Source organism: Pseudomonas fluorescens Q2-87, from assembly GCF_000281895.1.
GTDB lineage: Bacteria > Pseudomonadota > Gammaproteobacteria > Pseudomonadales > Pseudomonadaceae > Aquipseudomonas > Aquipseudomonas fluorescens_S.
This window is the reverse complement of sequence record NZ_CM001558.1, coordinates 3,648,601-3,672,794: the sequence shown is the minus strand read 5'-3', so window position 1 is coordinate 3,672,794 and position 24,194 is coordinate 3,648,601. Positions and strand designations below refer to the sequence as shown.

Below are 24,194 nucleotides of genomic sequence, written 5' to 3'. Positions count from 1 at the left end.
CCGCTATGAACTGGTAAACACATGAGCACTGAATCACTACGTGCTGCACGTTCTCGGACCTCTGTAGCCACGCCAGAGCAGCAGGGCAGCCAGTACTTGGCTGCTTGCGAAAAATGTGAACAAATCTTGCGCGGTCCATCGCGCATCCAAAAGCAGACCCGCAATAATTGGCGAGATAATTGCCCCGATTCGCCCCGCAGCAAGGACCACGCCAACGCCCGTGGTACGAATGGTTGTGTCAAATGCCTGGGGCGCCAAGATGAAGATTGCCGCGATAGCACCATTGAGCAATAGTCCCGTGGTGACGCACGCAACTATGGCCAGATCAGCCGCGCCTGCGGCCGGTACGATCAGCATCATCACGCCGCCATTGAAAAGTAGAAAACTCAGCAACAATCGCCGGCAGCCCAGACGGTTGGCTGTAAGACCCATCAGGAGCGCCCCGGACATGCCGCCAAGGCAGAGCAGTACGCCACTGACAGCGCCCTGCTTTTCGGAAAAGCCGTTTTGAGTCATCAGTGCCGGCGTCCAGCTCATCACAAAGTAAAAGCACGACATCAGCAACAGCAGAGCCAGTGCAAGGGCTGTGATCTGGGTCCATTGTCCTGCTGCAAACAACTGTCGATATTTTACGCAGGGCGAGCTTGCGGTGCCGGAGTGAAGTGATCGCCGATCAAGCTGGAGAAACTGGCGCGACTCACCCAGCCAGATTGCGCCCGTCAAAGCCGTCGCCAAAGTGATCAGCCCACCCAGCAAAAAGACATACCGCCAGCCGGCGCCAGTATTCAGTGCATGGGCCGACAGCCCTCCTAGACTGGCGCCAAATGCAAAAGCCATCGATTGCAGGGCGAGGGCAAGATGTAGACGACTCTCACTGGCCCGCTCGTAAGTCAGCACATTGGCGGCTACCAGTACCAAGCCGGTACCGATGCCCGTAAACAAGCGCAAGACCATTAGCCAGCCTTGGTCCGGGCTCCAGAACGATAGCAGCATGGTCGCGCCACTGAGCATCAGCCCAGCCAGCAATATCGGCCGCCGTCCGCAACGATCGGCAGTGGGCCCAGCCAATAAAGAACCTAGCGCCATGCCCACCAGACTTGCACTCAGCAGCATGCCGATTTGCGCTCCCGACAATGCCCATTCGTTCGCGACGCTGCTGGCGGTAAACGCCATGGCCATCACATCCATACCATCAATTACATTGAACAGCATGCAAAGGCCGATGACCTGCCATTGCGAGGAGGACGCGGCACTGTCATCGGCCTCTGCGGACATTGTTTTTCCACGCATCGGTGTTCCTGAACGTTGTTGTCTTTGAAAAGGTTTCCATGCTGGCAACGCGCGGTAGCGCCGTCGAGCTTTTTTTTACTCGCCAACGTAGTGACAAAGCCGGTCTGCTCTCGCCTCTGATACCAAAGTATCGATCAACACCATTGTGTAATCGTCCTCGAGTCCCGCCGGTGATTTGATCAACTTGCGTCGACTGCGCTGTTGCAGATGACGCCGCTCAGACCTGCGATCTGGCACATCAGGTCAACCCGACCCCAGTCATGGCAGCAGGGCACCGACATCTAAAGGAGATTCATCATGCATGTGGCTTCCCCCGTTATTACATGGCGCAGGCGCGTCCAGGCAGGCGTATTCGGTTTTGCGACCTTGGCTGCCAGTTGCGGTGCATGGGCGGCCAGTACTGCTGCTGAACAGCCGAACGCCACCGCCGCTGTGACCCAGTCGCAAACCATTCGTCCGTACCGGATTAATGTCGACGAAGCGCAATTGACCGATCTGCGCAAACGCATCGCCAACACCCGCTGGCCTGACAAAGAAACGGTTAGTGATATCTCTCAAGGTGTGCAACTGGCGCAGGTTCAGGAATTGGTCAAGTACTGGGGCAACGGTTACGACTGGCGAAAAGCCGAGGCGAAGCTCAATGCGTTGCCGGAGTTCGTGACCACCATTGATGGTGTCGACATCCAGTTTATCCATGTCCGTTCGCGCAACCCCAATGCCATGCCGCTGATCTTGACTCACGGCTGGCCCGGCTCGCAGTTCGAGTTCCTCGGTTCCATCGGCCCCTTGACTGACCCAACGGCGTACGGAGGGCGTGTAGAAGACTCATTCGATGTGGTGATCCCCTCGATTCCTGGCCATGGCTTTTCCGGCAAACCGACTGAACTCGGTTGGGGGCCGGATCGAGTGGCCAAGGCCTGGGATGTTCTGATGAAACGCTTGGGTTACACCCATTACGTCTCTCAGGGGGGGGACCACGGTTCGGTGATCTCCGATGCGTTGGGGCGTCTGGCGCCACCCGGTTTGCTGGGTATCCACCTGAACATGCCGGCGACGGTACCGCCGGAGCTTGTCAAGCCGATCAGCAGCGGCGACCCGGCACCGGCCGGCCTGACTGAACCTGAACGCAACGCTTATAACGCCCTTAGCACCTTTTTCGGTCGAAACGCCGCTTATGGCGCAATGATGGTGACTCGGCCGCAGACCATCGGCTACTTGCTTGCCGATTCGCCCGCGGGCACCGCAGCGTGGATGTATGAAAAATTTGCCGCATGGACCGATAGCGACGGTCATCCCGAGCGCGTGCTCAGCCGCGATGAAATGCTCGATGACATCAGCCTGTATTGGCTGACGAACACGGGCGCATCGTCCTCTCGTTTCTACTGGGAGAACAACAACAATAACTTCAGCGCCGCCGCGCAGAAGACTGCCGACATCAAGGTGCCGGTAGCGATTACCGTGTTCCCGCATGAAATCTACCGCGCTCCGAAAGTCTGGGCACAGCGCGCGTATCCATCGCTGTCTTACTACAAAGAAGTCGGCAAGGGCGGCCATTTTGCAGCGTGGGAACAGCCTCAACTGTTCAGCGAAGAACTACGCGAAGCCTTCCGTCCACTGCGAGCTGCGGCGCAGAAGTCCGCGACTCACTGAATCTGGCCATCAACCTGATCTGAACGCCTGGAACCGCACATGCGCGGTTCCGTTGGGAGACTCATCATGAAAACACTCGCGTTGAATCACACAGCCGTTTCACCGCACCGCAATCTGCTCGCACGATCCATCATGGCGATCGTCTTGCTGCAAGCAGGTGTGCTGAGCATGGCGTCCTCGGCAGCGTATGCCGTTGAAGTGCCTGCCGGAAAAATTTCGCCAATTACCGTTGGCAGCAACGTTTCCTTCGGGCCGTTGAAACACGTCAAGGCCGGATTGCTGGATGTTGCCTATGCCGAAGTCGGCCCGGCTGACGGCCCGGTGGTGATCCTGTTGCACGGCTGGCCGTACGATATTCACAGCTACACCGACGTTGCCCCGGCGCTGGCAGAAAAAGGCTATCGCGTATTGATCCCCTACGCGCGCGGTTACGGCGATACGCGTTTTCTTTCCGCCAAGACGCTCCGCAATGGTCAGCCCTGCGCGTTGGCGACCGACCTGATCGACTTCATGGATGCGCTGCAGATCAAGCAAGCCGTACTCGGCGGCTATGACTGGGGCGCGCGCACGGCTGATATCGTCGCGGCACTCTGGCCTGAACGGGTCAAGGCACTGGTTGCGGTGAGCGGTTACCTGATCGGCAGCCAGGACGCCGGAAAGGCACCGTTGCCGCCCGCCGCCGAATTGCAGTGGTGGTACCAGTTCTACTTCGCGACAGAACGCGGCCGTCTGGGCTACGAAAAAAACACCCACGACTTCGCCAAATTGATCTGGAAGCTGGCCTCGCCGCAATGGAATTTCGACGACGCGACCTACAACCGCAGCGCCGCGGCTTTGCAGAATCCGGATCACGTTCCTGTGTCCATCTTCAACTATCGCTGGCGCCTGGGGCTGGTCAAGGGCGAGGCCAGATACGATGCGCTGGAGAAGAAACTCGCGGCCTCGCCATCCATCAGTGTGCCAACCATCACCATGGAGGGTGACGCCAATGGCGCACCGCATCCACCTGCCGAGGCGTACGCCAAGCGTTTCACTGGCAAGTATGAGTACCGGTTGATCAGCGGTGGTGTCGGCCATAACTTGCCGCAAGAAGCGCCGCAAGCCTTCGCCCAGGCAGTGATCGATGCCGATCACCTTTGAGAACCGGCTGAAAGGATGGCAACGATGAAGCTCAAATATCTGGCAGTGATGTCGGCTGCCATTGCAACCGCAGCAGTGACCGCCACCGGTGTCGCCTCGGGCGACGCCGGTAATGGCGACGCCTCCCCGATCTATGGCGTGAAGTTGCCTGAAAGCTACCGTCTATGGCCGCTGATCGCACCGGCGCAGGAAGCAGCACCTTTGGACGAGCTGCGAGCCGTGCTGGGCAATGATCTGGCTATCAAGGCTTATCAGGATTCAACGCTTCCATTCCCTGACGGCACGGTGCTGGTAAAGCTTGCCTGGAAACATGTTCAGTCCCCGGAATTCGAGCCGGCGTCCATCCCGGGTGCGGCCACGACCGTGCAGGTCATGGTCAAAGACTCGAAGAAATATGCAGCGACCGGGGGATGGGGATTCGGGCGGTTTATCAATGGTAAACCCGCCGATGAAGCCCAGCACCAAACCTGCTTCGCCTGTCACCAGGCGCGAGTGCGCAATCACGATTTTGTCTTCACTCGTTTCGCCCCTTAATTTCCCATCAAATCCGGAGTCTGCAATGAAAAAAATATTGGCCACGTTGGCCGTCGCCGTCAGCCTGAGTATGGGTACAACCGCCTGGGCACAAACTGAAAAACCCACGATCGTGCTCGTCCACGGCGCCTTTGCCGATGCGTCGAGCTGGAATGGGGTGGTGAAGATTCTTGAGAACGATGGTTACCCGGTGGTTGCCGCCGCCAACCCATTGCGCGGCGTAAAAAGCGATGGCGCGGCAATCTCGGCATTGCTGACGAGTATTCATTCGCCTGTAGTACTGGTCGGCCATTCCTATGGCGGCAACGTCATCACTGATGCGGCCAACGACCATGCGAACGTCAAAGCGCTGGTTTATGTCAGTGCGTTTGCACCCGAAGCCGGGGAAACCGTCGCCGGGCTGGCTGGCAAATTCCCGGGCAGCACGCTGGGTCCAACCCTTGCTGCGCCTGTACCGCTGGCCGATGGCGGCAAGGACTTGTACATCCAGCAGGACAAGTTTCACGACCAGTTCGCCGCTGACGTCCCCACGAAAGAGGCCGCATTGATGGCTGCCACCCAGCGCCCGGTGACGGAAGCGGCGCTCAACGAACAGTCCGGCACACCCGCCTGGAAGCATGTTCCGTCCTGGTACATCTATGGCGACAAGGACAAGAACATCCCGCCGCAAGCCATGGACTTCATGGCCAAGCGCGCCGCCGCCAAAGGTGTGGAAGTCGTCAAGGGCGCGTCCCATGTCGTGATGGTTTCGAACCCGGGACCGGTTGCCCGCCTGATCGAAAAAGCCGCCACGGCGAAGTAATGCCCATCGGCGTGCGGACGCACGTTTCCAATGAACCTCAGTGGAAGGTAAGAAGATGACCAGCAACTCACAACGTTTTATCGGCAGAACTGCTCTGATCACCGGTGGCTCGCGCGGCATCGGCGCTGCAATTGTGCGCCGACTGGCCTTGGAGGGCGCCGCCGTAGCCTTCACTTATGCAGCATCCGATGCGCAGGCGGAGGCGCTGGTTGCCGACATTCGGGCACACGGCGGCAAGGCGTTGGCGATCAAGGCCGACAGCCGGATCGCAGAGGATATCGAGCGTGCCGTCGGCACCACGGTAGAGCATTTCGGTGCGCTGAATATCCTGGTGAACAACGCCGGAATTCTGGGGCTCGGCTCAGTCGATGAATTCAGTGTCGAGGCGCTCGATAATATGTACACGGTAAACGTACGCGCCGCCTATGTGGCGATTCAGGTCTGCTCCAGGGTCATGAGTCGCGGTGACCGAATCATCACCATCGGCAGTGTCGCCGGCGAGCGTACCGGTTTCCCCGGGTCCAGTGCGTACTCGATGACCAAGGCCGCGCTGGTCGGTTTGGTGCGTGGTCTGGCCCTGGATTTCGCCGCGCGCGGCATCACCGTCAACAACATTCAACCCGGTCCGACGGCGACCGACATGAACCCGGCCGATGCGCCTTATCTGGATCATGTGATCAAACTGGTGCCGCTGGGCCGGCTCGGTACCGCTGACGAGATCGCTGGAATGGCCGCTTACCTTGCCAGTGAGGACGCTTCGTTTGTCACTGGCGCGAGCTTGACGGTCGACGGCGGATATCTGGCCTGAACCTGCTGTCTCGCGGTATTGCTCAGGTCAAGCGCAGGACGTCTGCAGGTATGGCCGTGCAGCGTGTCGAGCATTGGCGTGATGCCCGGTATCAGGAGCAATACCGCGAGCGATAGCGCCCCAAGTGCCTCGATCAGGTCACCGATGATCAGTGTGAATACGGCAGGATTTCCGGTAGATCATGCAGGAGGGTTGAGAATGTTAATTTCAGCAATCAATACCGTCGAAATTGATGCCGCACCCGGGCGAGTGGGCGAAGTCTGCTCGACACTTCCTCACATTGTTCGTGCGCTTCTTGAGACCTCAGAGTGTATGGGATACGCAATTACCGATAATCGTCGCGCAAAAAATTCCTGGATCGTCAGCGGTTACTGGGAATCGGAGAGTCAGATGCGCGCACATTTTGATCATCCAAAGCTAGCCGGGTTTATGGATATGTTGAGAGTCGGTATGGCAAGTCGGATTAAATTCAATAGCTTTGTTATCAATTCAGCTGAAGATCAATGCGTTATTTCTCATGGATGATCAGGGCTGCCTGACGCGAACATCGGCAAGCGCTTCAGCATCCAGTTCAGCAGTTCTTGAGCGGGTGCCGCCAGCGGGCGTCCGGATTTCACCAACAGTTTCGCCTCGATCCCCTGGAACAGTGGATGGTCGACGGCTACGGCCGAGAGACTGCCTTGTGCGATTTCCCGATAGGCCGCTACCTCGCCCAGCAGCGAAGCAAACTCGCCGGATGCAACAAGGCGCTTGAGGGCGGCCAATGAATTGCTGACCAGAGCTGGACGGATTTCTATCTTTTCGGCGTACTCGAGCATTTTCAGCGCATGGCCGATACCGAAGGTAGATGGAGTCAGCACCAGTTGGCAGTCGAGCAAATCGGCGACGGTTGCCATTGTTCCTTTCAAGGCCAATGGATGGTCCGGGCGAACCAACAGCATCACCGGTTGCCGGGACGTCGCTCGATAGTCGATGTGAGGGTGGGGAGGAGGGTTGTAGGCCAGGCCGATATGCGCGCGATTTTCCGCAATCTCGGTGAGGACGTCATCAACGGGCAGGATGTCCAGTCGGATATCGAGCTTGGGATACTGTTCGCAGAACGGCGCGAGCACATGGTCGACCAACGTATCAACGTACCCTTCGCTGATGACGACCCGCACGTGCCCCAACTGTAGACCCTTGATCGCCTGGAGCTGGTCTTCAAGCTTTTCCTGGTGCGATCGATAGCCCCGCCAGAACTCCAGCAGGTGCGCGGCAGCCTCGGTGGGCTGAACGCCGCGGGCCTGGCGTTCAAACAGCCGGGTGCCAAGTTCTTCTTCCAGCAGTTTGATCTGACGCGTGATCACCGATGGCGAAGTGTTGATGCTGTCAGCCGCGCCACGGATCGATCCGTGGGTCAGCACCTCATGAAAATACCGCAAGCGTTGCTGGTTGATTTCGCGCATGAGTTGTCCTTCAGGATTCTGCGTTGCTCACAGGGCAACGTTACACGAGCATAGTTGCTCTTGCTGCTGTTTACGTCGTCGGCGCAACATCTTTCGACACGTCAGACCAAACAAGAAAAACCGGAGACTCGCATGTCGACCACCGTGACGCCCGCAGACAATGCCCTTGCAACGTTGTACCGCAAACTCAATTGGCGCCTGTTGCCACTCCTGTTCGTTTGCTACGTATTCGCCTACCTGGATCGCATCAACGTCGGCTTTGCCAAACTGCAGATGCAAAACGACCTTGGACTGTCGGACGCTGCTTATGGTGTTGGCGCTGGTGTGTTCTTTCTGGGGTATGTGCTGTTCGAGCTACCCAGCAACCTGATGCTGCCTCGAGTGGGGGCGCGAAACACGTTCAGTCGCATTCTGGTGTTATGGGGAATCACATCGGCCTGCATGCTATTCGTGCGCGACGTGCCGATGTTCTATGCCATGCGCTTTCTGCTTGGTGTTTTTGAAGCCGGTTTCGCACCGGGGATGATCTATTACCTGTCGTGCTGGTACGGCCCGAAACGAATGGCCCGGGCCATTGCAATCGTGTTCATCGCAGGTCCCGCCGGCGGCATTATTGGCGGTCCGCTTTCGGCATGGCTGATCTCCACTTTCGAGGGGGTGGGTGGCCTTGCTGGGTGGCAATGGATGTTCTTGATTGAAGGTCTGCCCTGCGTGTTGCTTGGTGCGTTTGCCTATTTTTACCTTTGCAACCATCCCGCCGAAGCTCGCTGGCTGAGCGTCGAGGAAAAGCAATTGCTGCAGCGTGAACTCGGCGCTTCCTCGGGAGGGGCCCACTCGTTCAGAGCCGTGCTGCGAGATCGCAGAATCTACATCCTGGCGTGCGCCTACTTCTGCATCATTTTCTCGATCTATGCCATGAGCTTCTGGCTCCCGGCGATCCTTAAAGCGCAAGGTATCAACGACATGATGCAGCTGGGTTGGTGCGCGGCCATTCCCTATGTGGCAGCGGCAGCAGGCATGTACTGGATCGGGCGCCGCTCCGACCGTTTCGGCGAGCGCCGCTATCACTGCGCGATCCCGGCAGGCGTCGGGGCACTATTGATACTTTTGTATCCTGTTGCCGATGGGAACCTGATGTTATCAATGGTTCTGCTGACGCTGGCGATCGCCATGATGTTCATGGCCTACACGGTCTTGTGGGCGATGCCCTCTGAACTCATCAAGGGCGAAGCGGCAGCGGGCGGTATCGCTCTGATCAACACCATCGGTCTGTGCGGCGGTTTTTGGGGCCCGGCAGTGATCGGTTGGGCAAAGACATCAACGGCAAGCATGAACCCTGGCATCGTCGCTGTCGGCTGCGTGTTTCTGTGCGCCGCGTTCGTGATCATCGCGAGCAAACCGCTGGCGCATCGCGACCGGATCTCGAATGCGCCGCAAGTTGATCGGGCGCTTTGAACTTCACACCCATCGTGTTCCGCAAGGAACCCTTCCAAAGAGAGAACGCAGATGCTTTTACATCTATCGACCTGGGCCGAAATCGCAAAATTTCTCGAGCGCAGCCGTACTGTCGTCATCCCGATCGGTTCCAACGAGCAGCACGGGCCTACCGGACTGCTAGGGACGGACTGGATGTGCCCCGAAATCATCGCCCATCAGGCGCAGGAGTCAGCGGACATTCTGATTGCCCCGACCTTCAACATCGGCATGGCCCAGCATCATCTCGGTTTCCCGGGAACGATCTCGCTCAGGCCTTCGACATTCATCGCCGCCATCGGTGACTGGACTCGCTCGCTGGTTGCCCACGGCTTCGAAAAAATCTTCTTTCTCAATGGCCATGGCGGCAACATCGCATCGATCGAAGCGGCGTTTTCGGAATTGTATGCCGAGGCGAGTTTCGCGCGTCGCCCTGCGGGTTTTGCCTTGAAGCTGTGCAACTGGTGGGATCTGGAAGGTATCAATGATTTGGCGAAGGACCAGTTCCCGACAGGACACGGCATTCATGCAACGCCTTCGGAAATTGCCGTGACCCAGTGGGCCTATCCGCACGCCATCAAATCGGCTGACTACTCGCCACAGATCGCCAATTGGGGGCCGATTCGAGAGGCAGCCGATTTCCGCGCCCGTCATCCGGATGGCCGCATGGGATCGGACCCGGCGCAAGCGTCACCGGAAAAAGGCCGGCAGCTGGTGATGATGGCAGCACAAGGCCTGGTGCAGGAGGTGCAAGCCTTCAGCCGCGAGCCGATGCCAGGCTGATCCGCGGGAGTTTTATCCGACCTGGCCAACGCCTGGGCATACCGGGCGTTGGTGCTCATCGCGGGTAAACCGCAATCGATCAGGTACGCCAAGATGTGGAAAATCAATCATAGTTACATTGATGGAGCATTCGTTCCCGTTCAGGGGAATGAAACGGTGCAATGCATCAACCCGGCGACCGAGACGGTCATCGGTACGGTCACCTTGGCCAACCGTGAAGATGCCAGGTGCGCCATCGCGGCGGCTTCGCGTGCTCAAATCGAGATGGGCCGCACCTCCAAGGCCGAGCGTATCGAGATGCTTGAGCAGTTGCAGGTTGCCGTGCTGGCGAGCACGGATGAAATTCGTGATACCGCCATCGAAGAATACGGTGCGCCGTTCGCGCGAGCGCAATGGGTCAGTCGCTACGCTTCGCAGTCATTTGCCAATGCGGCGCAGGCGTTGAAAAACTACGACCTGATTCGTTCGATGGGCGACGCGACCGTGGTGATGGAGCCGGTCGGCGTGGCGGCGCTGATTGCGCCCTGGAACAGCACCGCTGGGACAATATGCAGCAAACTGGCATCGGCCATTGCGGCCGGCTGTGCCTCGGTCATCAAACCGAGCGAGTTGAGTCCCTTGCAAACCGATGTGCTCGCCCAGGCGTTGCATCGCGCAGATTTGCCCAAAGGGGTTTTCAATATTCTATTGGGGCGAGGCGGTGATGTCGGTGACGAAATCAGCACCAGCCCACACGTCGCGAAAGTTTCATTCACGGGGTCCACCGCCACCGGTAAACTCATTGCTCGCGCCGGTATAGAAACCATGAAGCGAGTGAGCTTGTCGCTTACGGGGAAGTCGGCCTCCATCGTCCTTGATGACGCCGATCTAGACGCGGCCATGCCTCTTGCACTGAATGCTGCCTTCATGAATAACGGACAGGCATGTGTTGCCGGCACGCGCCTGCTGGTGCCACGCAAGCACGCCGAGGACATCATCGACCGTGTAAAAAGCCTGGTCGGGGCGATGGTCGTCGGCAGTCCGCAGGATCCTGCCACCGTTATCGGGCCTCTGGTCAGTCAGGCGCAATTCGACCGCGTACAAGGTTTCATCCGCCGCGGGCAGGCACAAGGCGCGACGCTGATTGCCGGCGGGGAGGGCAGGCCGATCGGCCTGGACAAGGGCTATTTCGTAAGGCCCACGGTCTTTGCCGACGTCAGCAGTGACATGGACATTGCTCAAGAGGAGATTTTCGGCCCGGTGCTGTCGATCATTGCATATGACTCGCAAGAACAGGCGATCGATATTGCCAACGCCAGTGTCTACGGCTTGCAGGCCTATGTGTTTTCTCGGCAGCCGGAACGCGCCCGAAGCCTCGCGGTCCGGCTACAGGCCGGTTCGGTGTTGATCAACAGAGTCGCGCCAGAACTGCTTGCACCGTTCGGCGGGGTCAAACAGTCAGGTGTCGGCCGGGAGTTCGGCGCCTTTGGGCTGGAATCGTTTCTTGAGGCCAAAAGTATTGTGTCGGATTAGCCTGGGTTTGGCGGGATATCGTGTTCGCGTCTGGTGTTGTGAATAGCCAATGATTGCGAGGCAGAAGCAGGCGGTTTCCTTTGCTTCTGCTTCTGCTGAAGGTGTTGAGCATAGAGCGGAAAATCAGGCGAGTGTGATGCTCACAGGGATGTTGGCGCGCGTGGCTTTTGAGTAGGGGCAGTTCTGGTTTGCCGCTTCAATAAGTTGCAAAGCGATGTCCGACTCGATGTCAGGCAACGATACGACCAGTCGGGCCTGCAGAGTAAAACCCTGTTCGCCATGGATCAGGTCGACTTGGGCATCGACACCGGCCATCACTGGAAAGGCGATCCTACGAGCATTGCAGGCATGGCGCAGAGAACCGAGAAAGCAGGCTGACCAGCAGACTGCGAACAATTGCTCCGGGTTGGTGCCTATTCCGGGCGCGCCGGGTGGAGAAAGCTTGAGGTCAAGTCGTCCATCATGGCTGCGGCCGGTGCCCTCTCGACCTCCTGTTGTGTAGGTATGACCGGTATAGAGGGTTTTTTCGATATTGATCATGAGTACTTCCTAGCGTTGATAACGCGGCGTCGATAGATCGAATCACGTGACTTGCATGGCTTGCTGGCAGTTGCGCACCGCCACACCTGCAAGAGCGTCGAAAACGGCTTCTGAGCCCGCGTTACCCAGTAGAGTTGATCGTGCGATATCGAGAACCCACGCCCGGAACGGTAGGGTCGGGTCATAACCTGGCTGTCCAAGGTAGAGCGCCTTGAAAGCTTCCTGAACCAGGCCCGCTGTGGCTCCACGCTTGATTCGCCCGGCCTGCACTTGGCCTTCATAGAAGGCGATGAGTAAGGGTGTCACTGCCGCAAAGAGTTGTTGTGACTCACGCCTGTCACGCCTGACGACACCCGCCATTAAGGCGTGCAATTCGTCGTTCCCAAGCCGCTCAGCTGTGCTAAGGCAACTCACGCGATAACCTTCGGCCATGATCGGATCCCTCTACGTCATCTGTTCAACTGATCAAGCAACCAACCGGGGAATAGGAGGTTGCCAAAGTTTGAGTGCTGCAGCTCGAGCATGACGTCACAGGGTGAGACTTACCAGTTATGCGGTGTTAGCGCTTAATAGTAGAAACGCTGGGTGGCCATAGGTGTGAGGGTGGGGGGCAACAACATCGCATCTGCTATGCCACTTATCATCCCAACGCACTCTTCACAAAAGCGTCAACGCTTTTTCCGCTTATAGATAATCGGACTCGGTTTAGACGATGGGACGTTAGGAGTGCGCACCTTTTTGTATGTGGACGCCATGAAGCTGAACGGCAAAAAAGTCAGATGCAGCGGCAACATGTTGCCGCCTTACCCGGCCGGCTCCTTCGACTCCAAGGCGCTTGGGGTTTGGCACATCCATGGCAAAGCCATAAATATATTGGAATGATCAGTCAATAATGATTTTTAGGGTGTGGCAGCCGTGGCGAACTGGTTGAGCGCCGCAAATCCCTTGAGGTTTGTATCGATGTGTATTTCCAGGCGGCTCTGATACGAATCGATTTGAACACCCCTGTTTTCGACACAGACCAGATACCTCTGAGGCTTCTAATAGGCTCCATCGAGGCAAACCCGACCGCCTCGGCTCAATAGAACGATTTAGCCATTGAAGCCTTGAGGAGATCACCATGAACACTAAAGCAATCTACGCCGCTTGCCTGTTTGCCGCCCTGAACATCTGCACGTTGTCCGCCCGCGCCGAAGCAGGCGTCTCGCCTGAGACCTACACCTACGGCACCCACCTGGACATCAAGAAAGTGGTGTCGCTGACACACGACGCCGCACCCACCTGCGGGGTTGTGAATGCCCAGATGACCTACTTGGATTCCCAGAGCAAAACGCAGGTCCTGGACTACCGCAAGTTCGCTGACAGCTGCATTGGTGACAACTGAGCCCTCCACTTACCGATTGCCAATCCCCTTTGATACAGGAGAAAAATCATGAACAACGTGACTCGCTTTTTGACCGCCGCTGCTTTCGCCCTGGCTGGTGCCGCCGCTCATGCTAACGCCGCTGTTGAACAAAGCTCCTGCGGCAGCAGCACATGCTTCCAGTTGGCCCCTGTGAACGCGCTGGGCGGTGGTGACATCCTGGTACAGGACGGCTCGAGCCGTACGCCGCAAGGTCAGTTGGTAGCTGCCGATGGTTCGAGCCGTACGCCGCAAGGTCAGTTGGTAGCTGCCGATGGTTCGAGCCGTACGCCGCAAGGTCAGTTGGTAGCTGCCGATGGTTCGAGCCGTACGCCGCAGGGGCAGTTGGTAGCGGCTGATGGTTCTAGCCGCACGCCGCAAGGTCAGTTGGTGGATAACCAGACGGTTTGAGTGATGTCTCATAAACACCACCACCCCTTGTAGGAGTTGCTTGCCAACTCCTACAAGGGGCCCTTCTCAACCAAAATCACATCCGATCAACTCAGTGAAATGACAGAACTGCCGCGAGCGACTACGGCCGCAATAAGCAGGCTTGGCGGTGAACGATACCTTCGTGCAATCGAGAGGTTGCCAAGGGTCTGCTCTGATTCACCAACGCACTTGGCAGGCGTCTTCCCATAAAATAAGGAGCTTCAATATGACATCCAAGAAAATCCTCTATACCGCTAAAGTACACACCACAGGAGCTCGCGATGGGGGCACTTCACGAAGCGACGACGGAAAGTTGGATATTCGCCATTCGCTACCGGGTTTCAAAGGCAATGGTACCAACCCCGAACAACTCTTCGCGGCTGGCTGGTCGGCATGCTTTGACGGAGCGCTGGGGCTTGCGGCGCGCAAGTTTAAAGTCGAACTTCCGGCCGACGTCGCCATTGATGCCGAAGTCGATCTTTGCCTGGAAGGTGATGCCTATTTTCTGCGTGCTCGACTTAACGTTAGCCTGCCGGGGATAGAGCGTGATACAGCCCTGCGCCTGATCGATACCGCGCATCAGACTTGTCCTTATTCGAAAGCTGTTCGCGGAAATATAGACGTCGTTCTGAATCTCGTCTGAACGCACCCTGACGAAATCACAAGTATACGCATGACTGCCTGAGGTCTTCAGGTAGTTGTGTGTTTGTTTCTGCTTTTGAGTGAAGGGAAGTTGAGTGCTCAATAACCCGCTTGTTTCATTACATTTTACGCAACATTAGGCCGACCTATCCTTCGGTTAAATAGTCCTGTTTGGATGAATTGAAATCGTAATTTTATGTATCTGAGACCCTCCCGATACGAACTGGTTTATTTGCGGAGGTTGGTGACACACACGGGTTACCTTAGCGGCGTTAAATGGCACCCATCGCAGCAGCACAAGCTGTCTTGCTGGATCAATCATTTAATAACTGGAGATGTCGTCATGAACTGCAAGAATCTCAGCATCGCTTCACTGTTTGCCATCGTTAGCCTCGGCGCCGTCGCAGCTAATGCCCAGGAGAATGTAACTCCGCAGGCCTACATGTACTATGATCACTTGGACATTGCCTAAGTGGTTTCGGTCAGCGAAGCAACTTCATCCGGTTGCGGTGTCGTTAACGCACGGATGGCTTATTTAGACTCCGCTGGCAAGTCTAAGGTGCTAGATTATCTCACCGTCGATCAAGGGTGCGGCCAGAACAACTGATGTACATGTCCCCCGCCGATGGCGCCTTTAGAAGAGCCGTTGACACACCGGCTCTTTTTCAGGTTCGTCTGCGGCCACGCCAGCCCCATTGAGCAATCGTATTTCCACCACCCGCTGGCCTGACAAGAAGACCGTCATTGTGGTTTCCCAAAGTGTGCAGCTGGCACCGTTGCAAGTGCGGGTGGCGTAGGTTATTGAGTTGATACAATGTATGCGTCGGCATAAAACCGTTGCGATGTCAGGTCGCTGGCACCCGTAATCCCGTTTCGGATGCCGGCTTCAGAATTGGCGTCAGGCACAGCATAAAAAGAAGTACCGCAAACAGCATGTCATAAGCAAGGTCGTAGCTTCCGGTATAGTCACGCAGCGCGCCGAAGCAGACGGGGCCCAACGCTGCAATCAGGTAGCCTACGAAAAGCATGAAGACGGTCCAAGCCCCGGCTTCTGCAGACGTTTTGGAATTGTCCAGTGGCAACGTCATCCCAACTGTGAAGGACATGCCTAGACCGGTTGCTACAAGCAATACGTAAAGAATCGGCGAAGTATCTGGAGCAAACGCCATGCCCGCCGTACCAATGAGTGCAAGTACGGTGGTGATTCCCAAAAGACCACGACGGTCATGGGGCCTTCCAGGGATCAGGCCAGCACCGACACTTGCGATTGCAAACACCGCTGTAAATAGCCCAAGCAACACTCCGGCGGGCAGGGCGGTTAGAGCGACTTCGGTAGATGCGGGTGCTAACCAGGCGAAGAGGGCATAGACCACGAATTGACTTGAGCCGAAATACAACGCTATGAGCCACGCTTGAGGATTGCTCCACGGCATCCCGGTCACGGGCGACCGGTTATCAACGGTGTTGACCTTCGGTGCGGAAGTTGCGAACCGTCGGGCCATCCACAACCAGCTTATTACAGCTGTGACGCACAGTAAGCTCCAGATCCCGGCACCCACCCGCCAGCTTTGAGCGAACTCAGTAATGGGTGCAGTGAATAACGCAGAAAGAGTTGCTCCTACGCTAAGGCCGGCGGCATAGATACCCATGAAGAATGCTGGCCGATGTGGAAAGTGAGCTTTTATCCAACCACCGATGAGAGCACCAGCAATTGCGATTCCGATACTGACCAGAAATGTACTGAGCAATAGAAAAACGGCATCCGGAGATATTGCCCGCACCAAGCAGGCTGCTCCAAGCAAAACCAGCGCTGCAATTACGCAACGGTCGCTACCAAAGCGCCGACTTAAATTGGGTGCGACTAAGGCGAAGGTGCCCATGCAGACATCGGGAATGGAAGTCAGCAACGCCGCTTGGGTAAAGGTCAAACCATATTGGTTTTGAATAAGCAGCAAGATGGGGCCAATAGAAACAATCGCCGGACGTAATGCAATGGAAAGAACCAATAAACCGATGACTGCAGGTGCGCTATGTTTGTCGGATGCATTTGGAAAAGTGTTGATGGGGGCCATTTTCTACGTACCCTTATTTTCGGAAATTTGATTAAGGGCGATCGTAGCGATATCAAAGAGTCGGCAAGTGCCAGCTTATGTCTTCAAAGTGACAATGTCAGAGACTTCGGCATTGCAACCTAATGGGTGAGTGTGATCGATGAAGCAAAAGGGACGGATTGTCAGCAAAGCCGAAGAATTGAACGGACGCAGTGAGGATTACCTAGACTATCAGGACGTACCGCGGCTGATGACGGCATTGGCTCGCAACCAAATGGCCGGGGAATACAATCCCCCGCATACACATCGCCATGGCCAGTTGTTGTATGCCATCAGCGGTGTCATGCGTGTTGCGACCCGCGGTGGCATGTGGTTTCTCCCGCCTAAACGGGCTCTGTGGATACCCGCCGGAGAAGAACATGACCAATTGATGCTCAGCCCGGTCAAGATGCGTTCCATCTACATAGAAGCCGACGTCGCCGCAAGTTATGGAGACAGCTGCCGAGTCGTGGACGTTTCTCTGCTATTGCGTGAACTGATACTGGTGCTGGCCAATGAACCCATCGAATATTCACTCGAGGGCCGCAATATTCACGTCGTAGCTCTGATTCTTAGTGAACTGGAGTCTGCACGAACATTGCCGCTTCAGATACCGTGGCCGGTAGACCGCCGGCTGTTGGTGGTGTGCAACGCTATTCTCGACACTCCAGGGCAAGCTCGAAACGTAGACTATTGGGCGGACAAAGTGGGTGCCAGTTCGCGCACGTTAATCCGCCTGTTTCTCAAGGAAACAGGCCTGACTTTCCGCCATTGGGTGCAACAGGTGCGATTGGCCAGCGCCTTGAACCGGCTCGAGAAAGGGGAGTCAATCGGGTTGATTGCCCGGGATCTGGGCTATATTAGTGCAAGTGCGTTTAGCGCAATGTTTCGCCGTGCGATGGGAGAGTCCCCGCGGGCGTTTTTGATTCGCGAATAAAATAGTCGATGCAGCCAATCGGCTGGCGCAGCAGTGAATGGCACCGCCTTATCCGACGGTGCTACTCATCCTCGAAGAATCAGACAAGCTACTGGGTAGTGTCAATTGAGCGCACAGCCCGCCACCTTCACGGTTGTACAGTATTAAAGTACCTTGAAGTTTTAGCGTAAGTTGTTGGGAAATTGCTAGTCCCAGTCCTGTACCGCCCGTAGCACGGTTGCGCGAGCTTTCCACGCGATAGAACGGTTTAATCACTTCTGGCAATTGGTCCTCGGGAATTCCTGGACCACGATCCAGAATCTTGATCTCCAAGCGTTTGTCCGTTTGAGGCTCAACGGTGATTTGGACCTCTGTGCCAAACTTTAGCGCATTGTCCACAAGATTCACTAGCACTCGTCGCAGTGCATGCGGCCGTGTATCGATAACGGTGCCGATTTTCGCGTTTAGAACGACACTTTTTCCAGTATCCAGATAATCGAATACCAGGCTGTCGAGGAACGAGTGCAGATCGAGCCGGCGGCTGGTCTCAGTTGAACCATCCATGCTGCGCGCGTATGCCACCCCTTCCTGAACCAGATGCTGCATCTCGCTCAGGTCCTTACTGAGTTTGTACTTCTCTACGGAGTCTTCCATGAACTCGGCGCGCAGTTTCATACGCGTGATGGGGGTCTGCAAATCGTGAGAAATGGCAGCCAATAGTTGCATGCGCTCTTTTATATGAGTCGCGATGCGTTCCTGCAAGGTATTAAAGGCAACCGCTGCGTAGGCCACTTCTATAGGGCCTGCCTCATCAAGACGAGTTCCTCCCCCGTTCGGATCAAGAGTATCGACTGCCTTTGATAGACGAGTCAGGGGGCGTATTGCAGTTCGTACCGCAAACCAGGTACAGCCGAATAGTAGCAACAGTTGCACGATTAACAGCAACGGTAGCCATGGCGATAGTGGGGATATTTTAGGCCGAACATCAATCGTCAGCGGGCTTCCGTCGCTCAGGCGTAGGTGCGCTTGATAATGCGGACGCAGGTCAGAAATATCAGTAAAGCTAAGGTCGTGATCTTGCCCCAGTGTCGCTTGCATGGAGCGAACAGACGCCGGGGCGGAGGCCATGTTCATCGGCGTACCAGGTTGGCCCTCGTCCAGTTGATAGCGATAGTTGGGATGCTCAAAGCGCGGTAGCCAGTCTTGACGTTCAGCAGCGGGCAGGCGCTCAAGCATTGCCACAGTGGTCGTCAAGTCTTGCTCCAGATTTCCCAGCATCAGTGTCATCGCGCTTTGGTATCGCTCATAAAACTGCAGCCCAAAAGACAGTCCATGAGCTGCTACAAGGCTGACGAGAAAGATCAACGACAGTCGCGAGGCCAACGTTCTTGGCCAACGCAGCGGCGTCATGACTGCTCTCCTAGAATTTCCACCGGATAGGTGAAAACATACCCTTCGCTGCGCACGGTCTTCACGTAGGCTGGGTCGCGGGCGTCGTCCAGCAAGCGTTGACGCAGACGGCTTACCAACAAATCGATGGAGCGATCGAAGAGATCTGCGTCGCGCCCCTGGGTCAGATTGAGCAATTGATCGCGGCTCAGGACGCGTTGGGGGTGATCGACAAATACCCTCAGCAAACGGTATTCCGCGCCGCTTAAGGTGACGATAGTCCCCTCGCTATCGAGCAAATGACGCGCCGTGGTATCTAACCGCCACTTACCAAACGCAAGCAGGCGACTAGCCTCGCTGACAATCAAATTGGGTGGCAGCATGCGCGTGCGGCGCAGTACGGCATTGATACGTGCAAGCAGCTCACGGGCTGCGAAGGGTTTAACCAGATAATCATCAGCTCCCATTTCCAGGCCGATGATGCGGTCGGTTTCTTCGTTGCGTGCGGTCAGCATCAGGACCGGTGTGCTTTTATGTTTGCCTGAACGAAGTTCTCGACATAAGAGCAGTCCATCGTCCCCTGGCATCATGATATCCATCATGATGAGGTCCACGGTGGAAGACTCAAGAAAGGAGCGCATCTGTCGGCCGTCCGCCACGACTGTGGTTCGCAAACCGTTCTTTTTTAGGTAGTTACCTACGAGCTCTCGAATCTCGCGATCGTCGTCGACTATCAGAATGTGATCAACGTGTTCCATCTGACTCACCATAGATCCTCAGCATTTCGCCATGTCTCCTAACGAGCGACGTTTTTAGCGATTGGGTGCGCGGCCGTCTATTACATCAAGGTGTAAGTGCTGAAGCCCAGTAACGCGGTCACCTGAAAGAACTGGAACGCGTGGAATCAGCGGGGCCATCCTACGCCACGAGGTTCTGACCTTCATGCCGCCTCGCGTGACCTGGAACAGCTTCTGATGGCTGAGCCTTTGGGAGGACTGTTTTTGAATCGCTTTGAAATCATTTTCAATGTTGGGTTGGCGGGAGGGGCAAGAGCAAATGGCGCGAGTAACCTTTTTGCTCTTGCTGATAGCGTCTCGATCAAGCTAGTTGTTCAATTGCCTGGGCGACGCCCGATCCATATTCCGGATCAGCTTGCGTGCAGTGGTTGATGTGGCGCTGCTTCGCCTGTGTACTAGCTCCGTGGATCGATCTCGCAGTGTTATCGAACAGCGCCTGTCTCTGAGCCGTGTCCATCAGCCGGAATAGGGCGCCAGGTTGGGTGAAATAATCTTCGTCTTCCCTGTGGTTCCAGTGCCAGGCACTGCCCTGCAGTGATAGAGGCGGCTCACGGAAGTCGGGTTGCTCCACCCATTGTTCATGGCTGTTGGGCTCATATCCGATGGCGCTTCCGGCATTTGCGTCGGTACGCATTTGCCCGTCCCGGTGATAGTTGTTGACTGGGCATCGAGGGGCATTTACCGGAATCTGATGATGATTTACGCCCACGCGATAGCGTTGCGCATCGCCATAGGAAAACAATCGAGCCTGAAGCATTTTGTCTGGTGAAAAGCTGATGCCAGGCACGACGTTGGCAGGGTTGAAGGCGGCTTGTTCGACGTCGACAAAGTAGTTGTCCGGGTTGCGGTTGAGCTCAAGGACACCGACTTCGATCAGGGGATGATCTTTATGCGGCCAGACCTTGGTCAAATCGAAAGGATTGATCGGATAAGACCCAGCTTCCGCTTCTGGCATTATTTGAACGTAGAGTTTCCATTGGGGAAAGCGACCTTCCTCAATGCTGGTGTACAAATCCCGTTGCGCGCTTTCGCGATCATCGCCGACCAGTTCGCAGGCTTGCTGATCAGTCAGGTTTTTGATGCCTTGTTGGGTTTTCCAGGTGAACTTCACCCAAAAACGTTCGTTCGCCGGACTAATGAAACTGAACGTATGGCTGCCGAATCCGTGCATGTGTCGATAGGAGTGCGGTAGTCCGCGGTCGCTCATAACGATCGTGACCTGATGCAAAGCCTCGGGCAGTAGTGTCCAGAAATCCCAGTTGTTTCTGGCACTACGCATATTTGTACGTGGATCACGTTTGACTGCGTGATTGAGGTCTGGAAACTTCAACGGATCCCGCAGAAAAAACACAGGTGTGTTGTTGCCCACCAGATCCCAGTTGCCTTGGCCGGTATAAAATTTGATGGCAAACCCGCGAATGTCACGCTCGGCGTCGGCGGCTCCACGTTCGCCAGCCACGGTAGAAAATCGGACGAATACATCCGTGGTCTTACCAATGCTCGAAAATAAGTCTGCTTTTGTGTAGCGGGTGATGTCGTGAGTAACCGTGAAAGTGCCGAATGCGCCTGAGCCCTTTGCGTGCATCCGGCGTTCAGGAATAACCTCACGGTCAAAGTGCGCCAACTTCTCTAGCAGCCAAACGTCCTGCAATAACACGGGTCCTCTAGGACCAGCCGTTTGAGAGTTGTTGTTATCGCCCACCGGCGCGCCGGCTGCTGTCGTCAGTTTTTTCATTATCGGACCCTTGCTTTTATGGTTGTTGAAAAGCCTGCATAAGATGTACTGGTCAGGGAAAACGCGCGGCACCAGACATGACGGCCGCCATGGCCCGTAATTCCGCGCTTCTGACGTTCTTTGGCGTGTATCTGAAGTGGGGGAAAATGATTAGCACTGAGCTCAGAGGAGACTGAGCTGAACCTCGACATTGCCGCGGACGGCTTTGGAGTAAGGGCATGTCTGGTGGGCGGTGTAGATCAGTTTGTGCGCTACCTCGCGATCCAGTCCCGGCAAGCTGACGGTCAACCGAGCGCATAGAAAGTACGCCTCTCCACTGAGGCAAAGATCGACCTCGGCATCGATAGAGACGTCAACCGGTAGTGACACCTTCTGCTTCAGTGCCGCCAGGCCCAGCGCCGCGTCGAAACAGGCAGACCAACTAGCTGCAAAAAGCTGTTCCGAGTTCGTCCCGCTGCTATCGAAACCCGGTAGCGAGTGCCTGATGTTCAAGCAGCCGTCATCACTGCGAGAGTAACCCCCGTCGCGAAAACCTTTTGTGTGAACCCTGACGGTATACAACGCTCTTCCGGCCCCCATCTCTGTCTCCTGATCTTCGAACGCATGGGCATTTTTCCAGTGTCCCTGTCACTTAGGTCTGGATCTAAGTCAGGAGTAATCAGAACAGAGCATTCAAAGCGGGACGATTACACGATGGTATCGGGCTTGGTTTCGGATACATGCTCCATGCGATACCAAGGTGCGATAGGGGTACTACTAGGGGAGGGCAACCCGTTGGAAGCGAGGGTTGCAACGACTGACGGGCGACAGCGCATGGCAGAGAGTGGCGGGTGCCAGCGGTGCGACTGTCGCAAACGACAGTTATGGGTCGAGCTATGACAATGCCGGCGAGCGCTCGTGGCAACTACGGCATGACTACGACTTTGCGGCGCTGGGAGCTCCTGGACTGACCTTGATGAATCGCTACATCAAAGGCACGCATGCCCACGCAGGCGGTGTGACGCATGGCGAGGAAGCCGGTCGTGAGACGGAAGTCGGGTACACAGTGCAGAGCGGTAGTTTCAAATCGTTGTACGTGCGCTGGCGCAATTCGACGGTGCGCCGGGATTACGGAAATACCAATAATTTTAACGAGAACCGCTTGATCGTTTCCTATCCCGTGTCGATCTTCTAGGTCGTTGGTTGATGCAGGTAGCAGGCGCGCTCACGCTGACCCAGTGAACATTCGTAAGCCGCTAACCGTAACAGTGCGAGTCTAAAGGAACTGCCAAAAATGCCACCTGGCGTACCACATCTTTAAGCGATGTTTTCGAGCTTATCGAATGAGAGCAACCCGTTGCTCGAATCATGACAAGGCTCGCTTGGATGTTAGGAACACTTGCGTGCTCACGATGCCGTCATTTCAACACCTTACCGCCGAGCGTCGCGTCAGATAACTTGAGCATTCGCCAAGCACTAGACTGAACATTCCACACCTACTTCTGGTGGGGACAGCCAGGCGGGCAGATCTAGCTTTCACCCGGCATTTGCGCACGAGCCCGCGGCAACGCGCCCCGTGTTAATCCATCCGACCACCGCAACAGTTTTCAGGTCCTCTACACCCGTGTCTACGGTGGCCTTCTTGCAGGAGGGTATGTAATGGACGAGGTAAAACTCAACGAGTTCATGGGCAAGCTGGTGTCCGATATGGGCGCCGCCGCCATGCTCGCCAATGTGATCCTTGGCGATGAACTCGGGTTGTACAAAGCCATGGCCGATAGCCGACCGGTTACCCCGCAGCAACTCGCCTCGAAAACCGGCTGTCATCCGCGGCTGGTTCAAGAGTGGCTCAGTGCGCACGTGGCCTCAGGCTATATGGAACACCACGACGGACAATTCACGTTACCGGAGGAACAGGCGTTGGCATTGGCCATCGAGGATTCACCGGTGTACGTAGCCGGCGGGGTGATGGTGGTGGCGTCCATGTTTCACGACAAGGACAAACTGCTGGCTGCAATGCGCGGTGATGGCGGACTGCCCTGGGGTGATCACCATCCGTGCATGTTCAGCGGTACCGAGCGCTTCTTCCGGCCCGGCTACAAATCCTTTCTGGTGTCGCAATGGTTACCGGCCCTGGAAGGGGTTGTGGAAAAGCTCGTTGCTGGCGCGCGGGTGGCAGACATCGGTTGTGGGCACGGCGCCTCGACAATCGTCATGGCGAAGGCCTTCCCGGCGTCGCGCTTTGTCGGGTTCGACTATCACGCACCATCCATCGCCACCGCGACGCAGCGTGCCAAGGAGGGTGGGGTCGATGATCGCGTCAGCTTTGCCCAAAGCACCGCAAAAGACTTTCCCGGGGACGATTACGATCTGATTTGCTACTTCGATTGCCTGCATGACATGGGGGATCCGGTCGGTGCCGCGCAACATGCCTATCGCTCGCTGAAGGCGGACGGTACGGTTTTGCTGGTCGAGCCCTATGCCAAGGACACGCTCGACGAGAACATCACCCCTGTCGGGCGGCTGTTCTATGCTGCTTCCACTTTCATCTGCACACCGAACTCGCTGTCCCAGGAAGTGGGGCTGGGCTTGGGAGCCCAGGCAGGCGAGGCGAGGTTACGCGAGGTATTCGACGCGGCTGGGTTCAAACACCTGCGTCGTGCGACAGAAACACCCTTCAATCTGATCCTGGAGGCCCGTAAGTGATCGTCTGTTAGGTTCGTTAAAGACGCGCTTACTCAAAATGGTCAGTGTGAAGCGCTTTTGATCGGCTACGGTCCGCCAGCGGGGCTCGCCTCGATCCTGCTGCATTTGGCCACGGGCTTTTGAATTGAC

24 protein-coding genes and 1 pseudogene are annotated in these 24,194 nt (G+C 56.3%); 16 read left to right on the top strand and 9 right to left on the bottom strand.

The features are described 5' to 3' along the window. Window positions 1–36: 36 nt before the first annotated feature. A complete protein-coding gene (locus tag PFLQ2_RS11625; RefSeq protein WP_003182715.1) occupies window positions 37–1,290 on the bottom strand; it encodes an MFS transporter in 1,254 nt (417 codons plus the stop codon). 297 nt (window positions 1,291–1,587) lie between these two features. Here PFLQ2_RS11625 and PFLQ2_RS11630 point away from each other — a divergent pair, with 297 nt between their 5' ends. From PFLQ2_RS11630 to PFLQ2_RS28860, 6 genes are all read left to right on the top strand, one after another. After that, window positions 1,588–2,940, top strand: a complete 1,353-nt coding sequence (locus PFLQ2_RS11630) for an epoxide hydrolase family protein (RefSeq protein ID WP_003182713.1) — start codon at window positions 1,588–1,590, stop codon at window positions 2,938–2,940. 66 nt (window positions 2,941–3,006) lie between these two features. After that, window positions 3,007–4,080: an alpha/beta fold hydrolase gene (locus tag PFLQ2_RS11635; RefSeq protein WP_003182710.1), complete on the top strand. Its 1,074-nt coding sequence runs from the start codon at window positions 3,007–3,009 to the stop codon at window positions 4,078–4,080. Between the two features lie 24 nt (window positions 4,081–4,104). Next, the gene (locus PFLQ2_RS11640; RefSeq protein WP_003182709.1) at window positions 4,105–4,614 is read left to right on the top strand and encodes a cytochrome P460 family protein; all 510 of its coding nucleotides are present in this window, start codon (window positions 4,105–4,107) and stop codon (window positions 4,612–4,614) included. Between the two features lie 25 nt (window positions 4,615–4,639). Then, the gene (locus tag PFLQ2_RS11645; protein WP_003182707.1) at window positions 4,640–5,416 is read left to right on the top strand and encodes an alpha/beta fold hydrolase; all 777 of its coding nucleotides are present in this window, start codon (window positions 4,640–4,642) and stop codon (window positions 5,414–5,416) included. A 55-nt stretch (window positions 5,417–5,471) separates the two neighbouring features. After that, the gene (locus PFLQ2_RS11650) at window positions 5,472–6,224 is read left to right on the top strand and encodes a 3-oxoacyl-ACP reductase family protein (protein ID WP_003182705.1); all 753 of its coding nucleotides are present in this window, start codon (window positions 5,472–5,474) and stop codon (window positions 6,222–6,224) included. A gap of 198 nt (window positions 6,225–6,422) precedes the next feature. Continuing rightward, entirely contained in the window at window positions 6,423–6,749 is a 327-nt protein-coding gene (locus PFLQ2_RS28860; protein WP_003182703.1) for an antibiotic biosynthesis monooxygenase, read from the top strand. On the opposite strand, the gene PFLQ2_RS11655 is transcribed toward PFLQ2_RS28860, so the two are convergent. Beyond that, window positions 6,740–7,669: a LysR family transcriptional regulator gene (locus PFLQ2_RS11655; RefSeq protein ID WP_003182701.1), complete on the bottom strand. Its 930-nt coding sequence runs from the start codon at window positions 7,667–7,669 to the stop codon at window positions 6,740–6,742. The genes PFLQ2_RS28860 and PFLQ2_RS11655 overlap by 10 nt on opposite strands. 132 nt (window positions 7,670–7,801) lie before the next feature. Here PFLQ2_RS11655 and PFLQ2_RS11660 point away from each other — a divergent pair, with 132 nt between their 5' ends. From PFLQ2_RS11660 to PFLQ2_RS11670, 3 genes are all read left to right on the top strand, one after another. Further along, complete coding sequence (locus PFLQ2_RS11660; RefSeq protein ID WP_003182699.1) at window positions 7,802–9,124, top strand: MFS transporter; 1,323 nt, start codon at window positions 7,802–7,804, stop codon at window positions 9,122–9,124. 51 nt (window positions 9,125–9,175) lie between these two features. Next, window positions 9,176–9,925 carry a creatininase family protein gene (locus PFLQ2_RS11665; protein ID WP_003182697.1) on the top strand — a complete coding sequence of 250 codons (750 nt, stop codon included), beginning with the start codon at window positions 9,176–9,178 and terminating at the stop codon, window positions 9,923–9,925. A gap of 93 nt (window positions 9,926–10,018) precedes the next feature. Then, window positions 10,019–11,437 (top strand): aldehyde dehydrogenase family protein, encoded by a 1,419-nt coding sequence (locus tag PFLQ2_RS11670; RefSeq protein ID WP_003182694.1) that lies wholly within the window; start codon window positions 10,019–10,021, stop codon window positions 11,435–11,437. Window positions 11,438–11,560: 123 nt separating this feature from the next. Here the strand turns inward: PFLQ2_RS11670 and PFLQ2_RS11675 are convergent, their stop codons facing one another. Together PFLQ2_RS11675 and PFLQ2_RS11680 are read right to left on the bottom strand one after the other, a co-directional pair. Next, complete coding sequence (locus tag PFLQ2_RS11675) at window positions 11,561–11,977, bottom strand: Ohr family peroxiredoxin (RefSeq protein ID WP_003182693.1); 417 nt, start codon at window positions 11,975–11,977, stop codon at window positions 11,561–11,563. Between the two features lie 42 nt (window positions 11,978–12,019). Then, window positions 12,020–12,409 carry a hypothetical protein gene (locus tag PFLQ2_RS11680; RefSeq protein ID WP_003182691.1) on the bottom strand — a complete coding sequence of 130 codons (390 nt, stop codon included), beginning with the start codon at window positions 12,407–12,409 and terminating at the stop codon, window positions 12,020–12,022. A gap of 688 nt (window positions 12,410–13,097) precedes the next feature. Between PFLQ2_RS11680 and PFLQ2_RS11685 the strand changes: the two genes are divergently transcribed. From PFLQ2_RS11685 to PFLQ2_RS31010, 4 genes are all read left to right on the top strand, one after another. After that, complete coding sequence (locus tag PFLQ2_RS11685) at window positions 13,098–13,361, top strand: DUF2790 domain-containing protein (RefSeq protein ID WP_003182688.1); 264 nt, start codon at window positions 13,098–13,100, stop codon at window positions 13,359–13,361. Between the two features lie 48 nt (window positions 13,362–13,409). Further along, on the top strand, window positions 13,410–13,790 hold the full coding sequence (locus tag PFLQ2_RS11690) for a hypothetical protein (protein WP_003182686.1): 381 nt from the start codon (window positions 13,410–13,412) through the stop codon (window positions 13,788–13,790). Window positions 13,791–14,037: 247 nt separating this feature from the next. Beyond that, on the top strand, window positions 14,038–14,454 hold the full coding sequence (locus PFLQ2_RS28855) for an organic hydroperoxide resistance protein (RefSeq protein WP_003182684.1): 417 nt from the start codon (window positions 14,038–14,040) through the stop codon (window positions 14,452–14,454). A 471-nt stretch (window positions 14,455–14,925) separates the two neighbouring features. Then, window positions 14,926–15,060: a DUF2790 domain-containing protein gene (locus PFLQ2_RS31010; RefSeq protein WP_371261193.1), complete on the top strand. Its 135-nt coding sequence runs from the start codon at window positions 14,926–14,928 to the stop codon at window positions 15,058–15,060. A gap of 238 nt (window positions 15,061–15,298) precedes the next feature. Here the strand turns inward: PFLQ2_RS31010 and PFLQ2_RS11695 are convergent, their stop codons facing one another. Next, a complete protein-coding gene (locus tag PFLQ2_RS11695) occupies window positions 15,299–16,525 on the bottom strand; it encodes a CynX/NimT family MFS transporter (protein ID WP_003182680.1) in 1,227 nt (408 codons plus the stop codon). Between the two features lie 139 nt (window positions 16,526–16,664). Between PFLQ2_RS11695 and PFLQ2_RS11700 the strand changes: the two genes are divergently transcribed. Beyond that, on the top strand, window positions 16,665–17,480 hold the full coding sequence (locus PFLQ2_RS11700; RefSeq protein ID WP_003182678.1) for an AraC family transcriptional regulator: 816 nt from the start codon (window positions 16,665–16,667) through the stop codon (window positions 17,478–17,480). A 48-nt stretch (window positions 17,481–17,528) separates the two neighbouring features. Here the strand turns inward: PFLQ2_RS11700 and PFLQ2_RS11705 are convergent, their stop codons facing one another. The 4 genes from PFLQ2_RS11705 to PFLQ2_RS27860 all read right to left on the bottom strand — a co-directional run bounded on the left by PFLQ2_RS11705 (window position 17,529) and on the right by PFLQ2_RS27860 (window position 21,959). Further along, window positions 17,529–18,869: a sensor histidine kinase gene (locus PFLQ2_RS11705; protein ID WP_003182676.1), complete on the bottom strand. Its 1,341-nt coding sequence runs from the start codon at window positions 18,867–18,869 to the stop codon at window positions 17,529–17,531. Continuing rightward, window positions 18,866–19,606 (bottom strand): response regulator, encoded by a 741-nt coding sequence (locus tag PFLQ2_RS11710; protein WP_003182674.1) that lies wholly within the window; start codon window positions 19,604–19,606, stop codon window positions 18,866–18,868. The genes PFLQ2_RS11705 and PFLQ2_RS11710 overlap by 4 nt, the downstream gene beginning before the upstream one ends. A 340-nt stretch (window positions 19,607–19,946) precedes the next feature. Further along, complete coding sequence (locus PFLQ2_RS11715; protein ID WP_003182672.1) at window positions 19,947–21,380, bottom strand: catalase; 1,434 nt, start codon at window positions 21,378–21,380, stop codon at window positions 19,947–19,949. Window positions 21,381–21,542: 162 nt separating this feature from the next. Further along, window positions 21,543–21,959, bottom strand: a complete 417-nt coding sequence (locus PFLQ2_RS27860; RefSeq protein ID WP_033046113.1) for an Ohr family peroxiredoxin — start codon at window positions 21,957–21,959, stop codon at window positions 21,543–21,545. 205 nt (window positions 21,960–22,164) lie between these two features. On the opposite strand from PFLQ2_RS27860, the pseudogene PFLQ2_RS28850 reads away from it, so the two are divergent. Together PFLQ2_RS28850 and PFLQ2_RS11720 are read left to right on the top strand one after the other, a co-directional pair. Further along, window positions 22,165–22,554, top strand: a pseudogene (locus PFLQ2_RS28850) (OprD family outer membrane porin); the annotation flags it as partial. Between the two features lie 464 nt (window positions 22,555–23,018). Next, entirely contained in the window at window positions 23,019–24,065 is a 1,047-nt protein-coding gene (locus tag PFLQ2_RS11720; protein WP_003182670.1) for a class I SAM-dependent methyltransferase, read from the top strand. Window positions 24,066–24,194: the final 129 nt, after the last annotated feature.

Bases quoted from the DNA above. Each gene is read 5' to 3' on its own strand.
- PFLQ2_RS11655 (WP_003182701.1), bottom strand. From the start codon at position 7,669: ATGCGCGAAATCAACCAGCAACGCTTGCGGTATTTTCATGAGGTGCTG.
- PFLQ2_RS28855 (WP_003182684.1), top strand. From the start codon at position 14,038: ATGACATCCAAGAAAATCCTCTATACCGCTAAAGTACACACCACAGGA.
- PFLQ2_RS11690 (WP_003182686.1), top strand. From the start codon at position 13,410: ATGAACAACGTGACTCGCTTTTTGACCGCCGCTGCTTTCGCCCTGGCT.
- PFLQ2_RS11710 (WP_003182674.1), bottom strand. From the start codon at position 19,606: ATGGAACACGTTGATCACATTCTGATAGTCGACGACGATCGCGAGATT.
- PFLQ2_RS11645 (WP_003182707.1), top strand. From the start codon at position 4,640: ATGAAAAAAATATTGGCCACGTTGGCCGTCGCCGTCAGCCTGAGTATG.
- PFLQ2_RS11715 (WP_003182672.1), bottom strand. From the start codon at position 21,380: ATGAAAAAACTGACGACAGCAGCCGGCGCGCCGGTGGGCGATAACAAC.
- PFLQ2_RS11635 (WP_003182710.1), top strand. From the start codon at position 3,007: ATGAAAACACTCGCGTTGAATCACACAGCCGTTTCACCGCACCGCAAT.
- PFLQ2_RS11720 (WP_003182670.1), top strand. From the start codon at position 23,019: ATGGACGAGGTAAAACTCAACGAGTTCATGGGCAAGCTGGTGTCCGAT.
- PFLQ2_RS11675 (WP_003182693.1), bottom strand. From the start codon at position 11,977: ATGATCAATATCGAAAAAACCCTCTATACCGGTCATACCTACACAACA.
- PFLQ2_RS11680 (WP_003182691.1), bottom strand. From the start codon at position 12,409: ATGGCCGAAGGTTATCGCGTGAGTTGCCTTAGCACAGCTGAGCGGCTT.
- PFLQ2_RS11685 (WP_003182688.1), top strand. From the start codon at position 13,098: ATGAACACTAAAGCAATCTACGCCGCTTGCCTGTTTGCCGCCCTGAAC.
- PFLQ2_RS11660 (WP_003182699.1), top strand. From the start codon at position 7,802: ATGTCGACCACCGTGACGCCCGCAGACAATGCCCTTGCAACGTTGTAC.
- PFLQ2_RS11670 (WP_003182694.1), top strand. From the start codon at position 10,019: ATGTGGAAAATCAATCATAGTTACATTGATGGAGCATTCGTTCCCGTT.
- PFLQ2_RS28860 (WP_003182703.1), top strand. From the start codon at position 6,423: ATGTTAATTTCAGCAATCAATACCGTCGAAATTGATGCCGCACCCGGG.
- PFLQ2_RS11640 (WP_003182709.1), top strand. From the start codon at position 4,105: ATGAAGCTCAAATATCTGGCAGTGATGTCGGCTGCCATTGCAACCGCA.
- PFLQ2_RS11650 (WP_003182705.1), top strand. From the start codon at position 5,472: ATGACCAGCAACTCACAACGTTTTATCGGCAGAACTGCTCTGATCACC.
- PFLQ2_RS11700 (WP_003182678.1), top strand. From the start codon at position 16,665: ATGAAGCAAAAGGGACGGATTGTCAGCAAAGCCGAAGAATTGAACGGA.
- PFLQ2_RS11630 (WP_003182713.1), top strand. From the start codon at position 1,588: ATGCATGTGGCTTCCCCCGTTATTACATGGCGCAGGCGCGTCCAGGCA.
- PFLQ2_RS11665 (WP_003182697.1), top strand. From the start codon at position 9,176: ATGCTTTTACATCTATCGACCTGGGCCGAAATCGCAAAATTTCTCGAG.
- PFLQ2_RS11705 (WP_003182676.1), bottom strand. From the start codon at position 18,869: ATGACGCCGCTGCGTTGGCCAAGAACGTTGGCCTCGCGACTGTCGTTG.
- PFLQ2_RS11695 (WP_003182680.1), bottom strand. From the start codon at position 16,525: ATGGCCCCCATCAACACTTTTCCAAATGCATCCGACAAACATAGCGCA.
- PFLQ2_RS27860 (WP_033046113.1), bottom strand. From the start codon at position 21,959: ATGGGGGCCGGAAGAGCGTTGTATACCGTCAGGGTTCACACAAAAGGT.
- PFLQ2_RS11625 (WP_003182715.1), bottom strand. From the start codon at position 1,290: ATGCGTGGAAAAACAATGTCCGCAGAGGCCGATGACAGTGCCGCGTCC.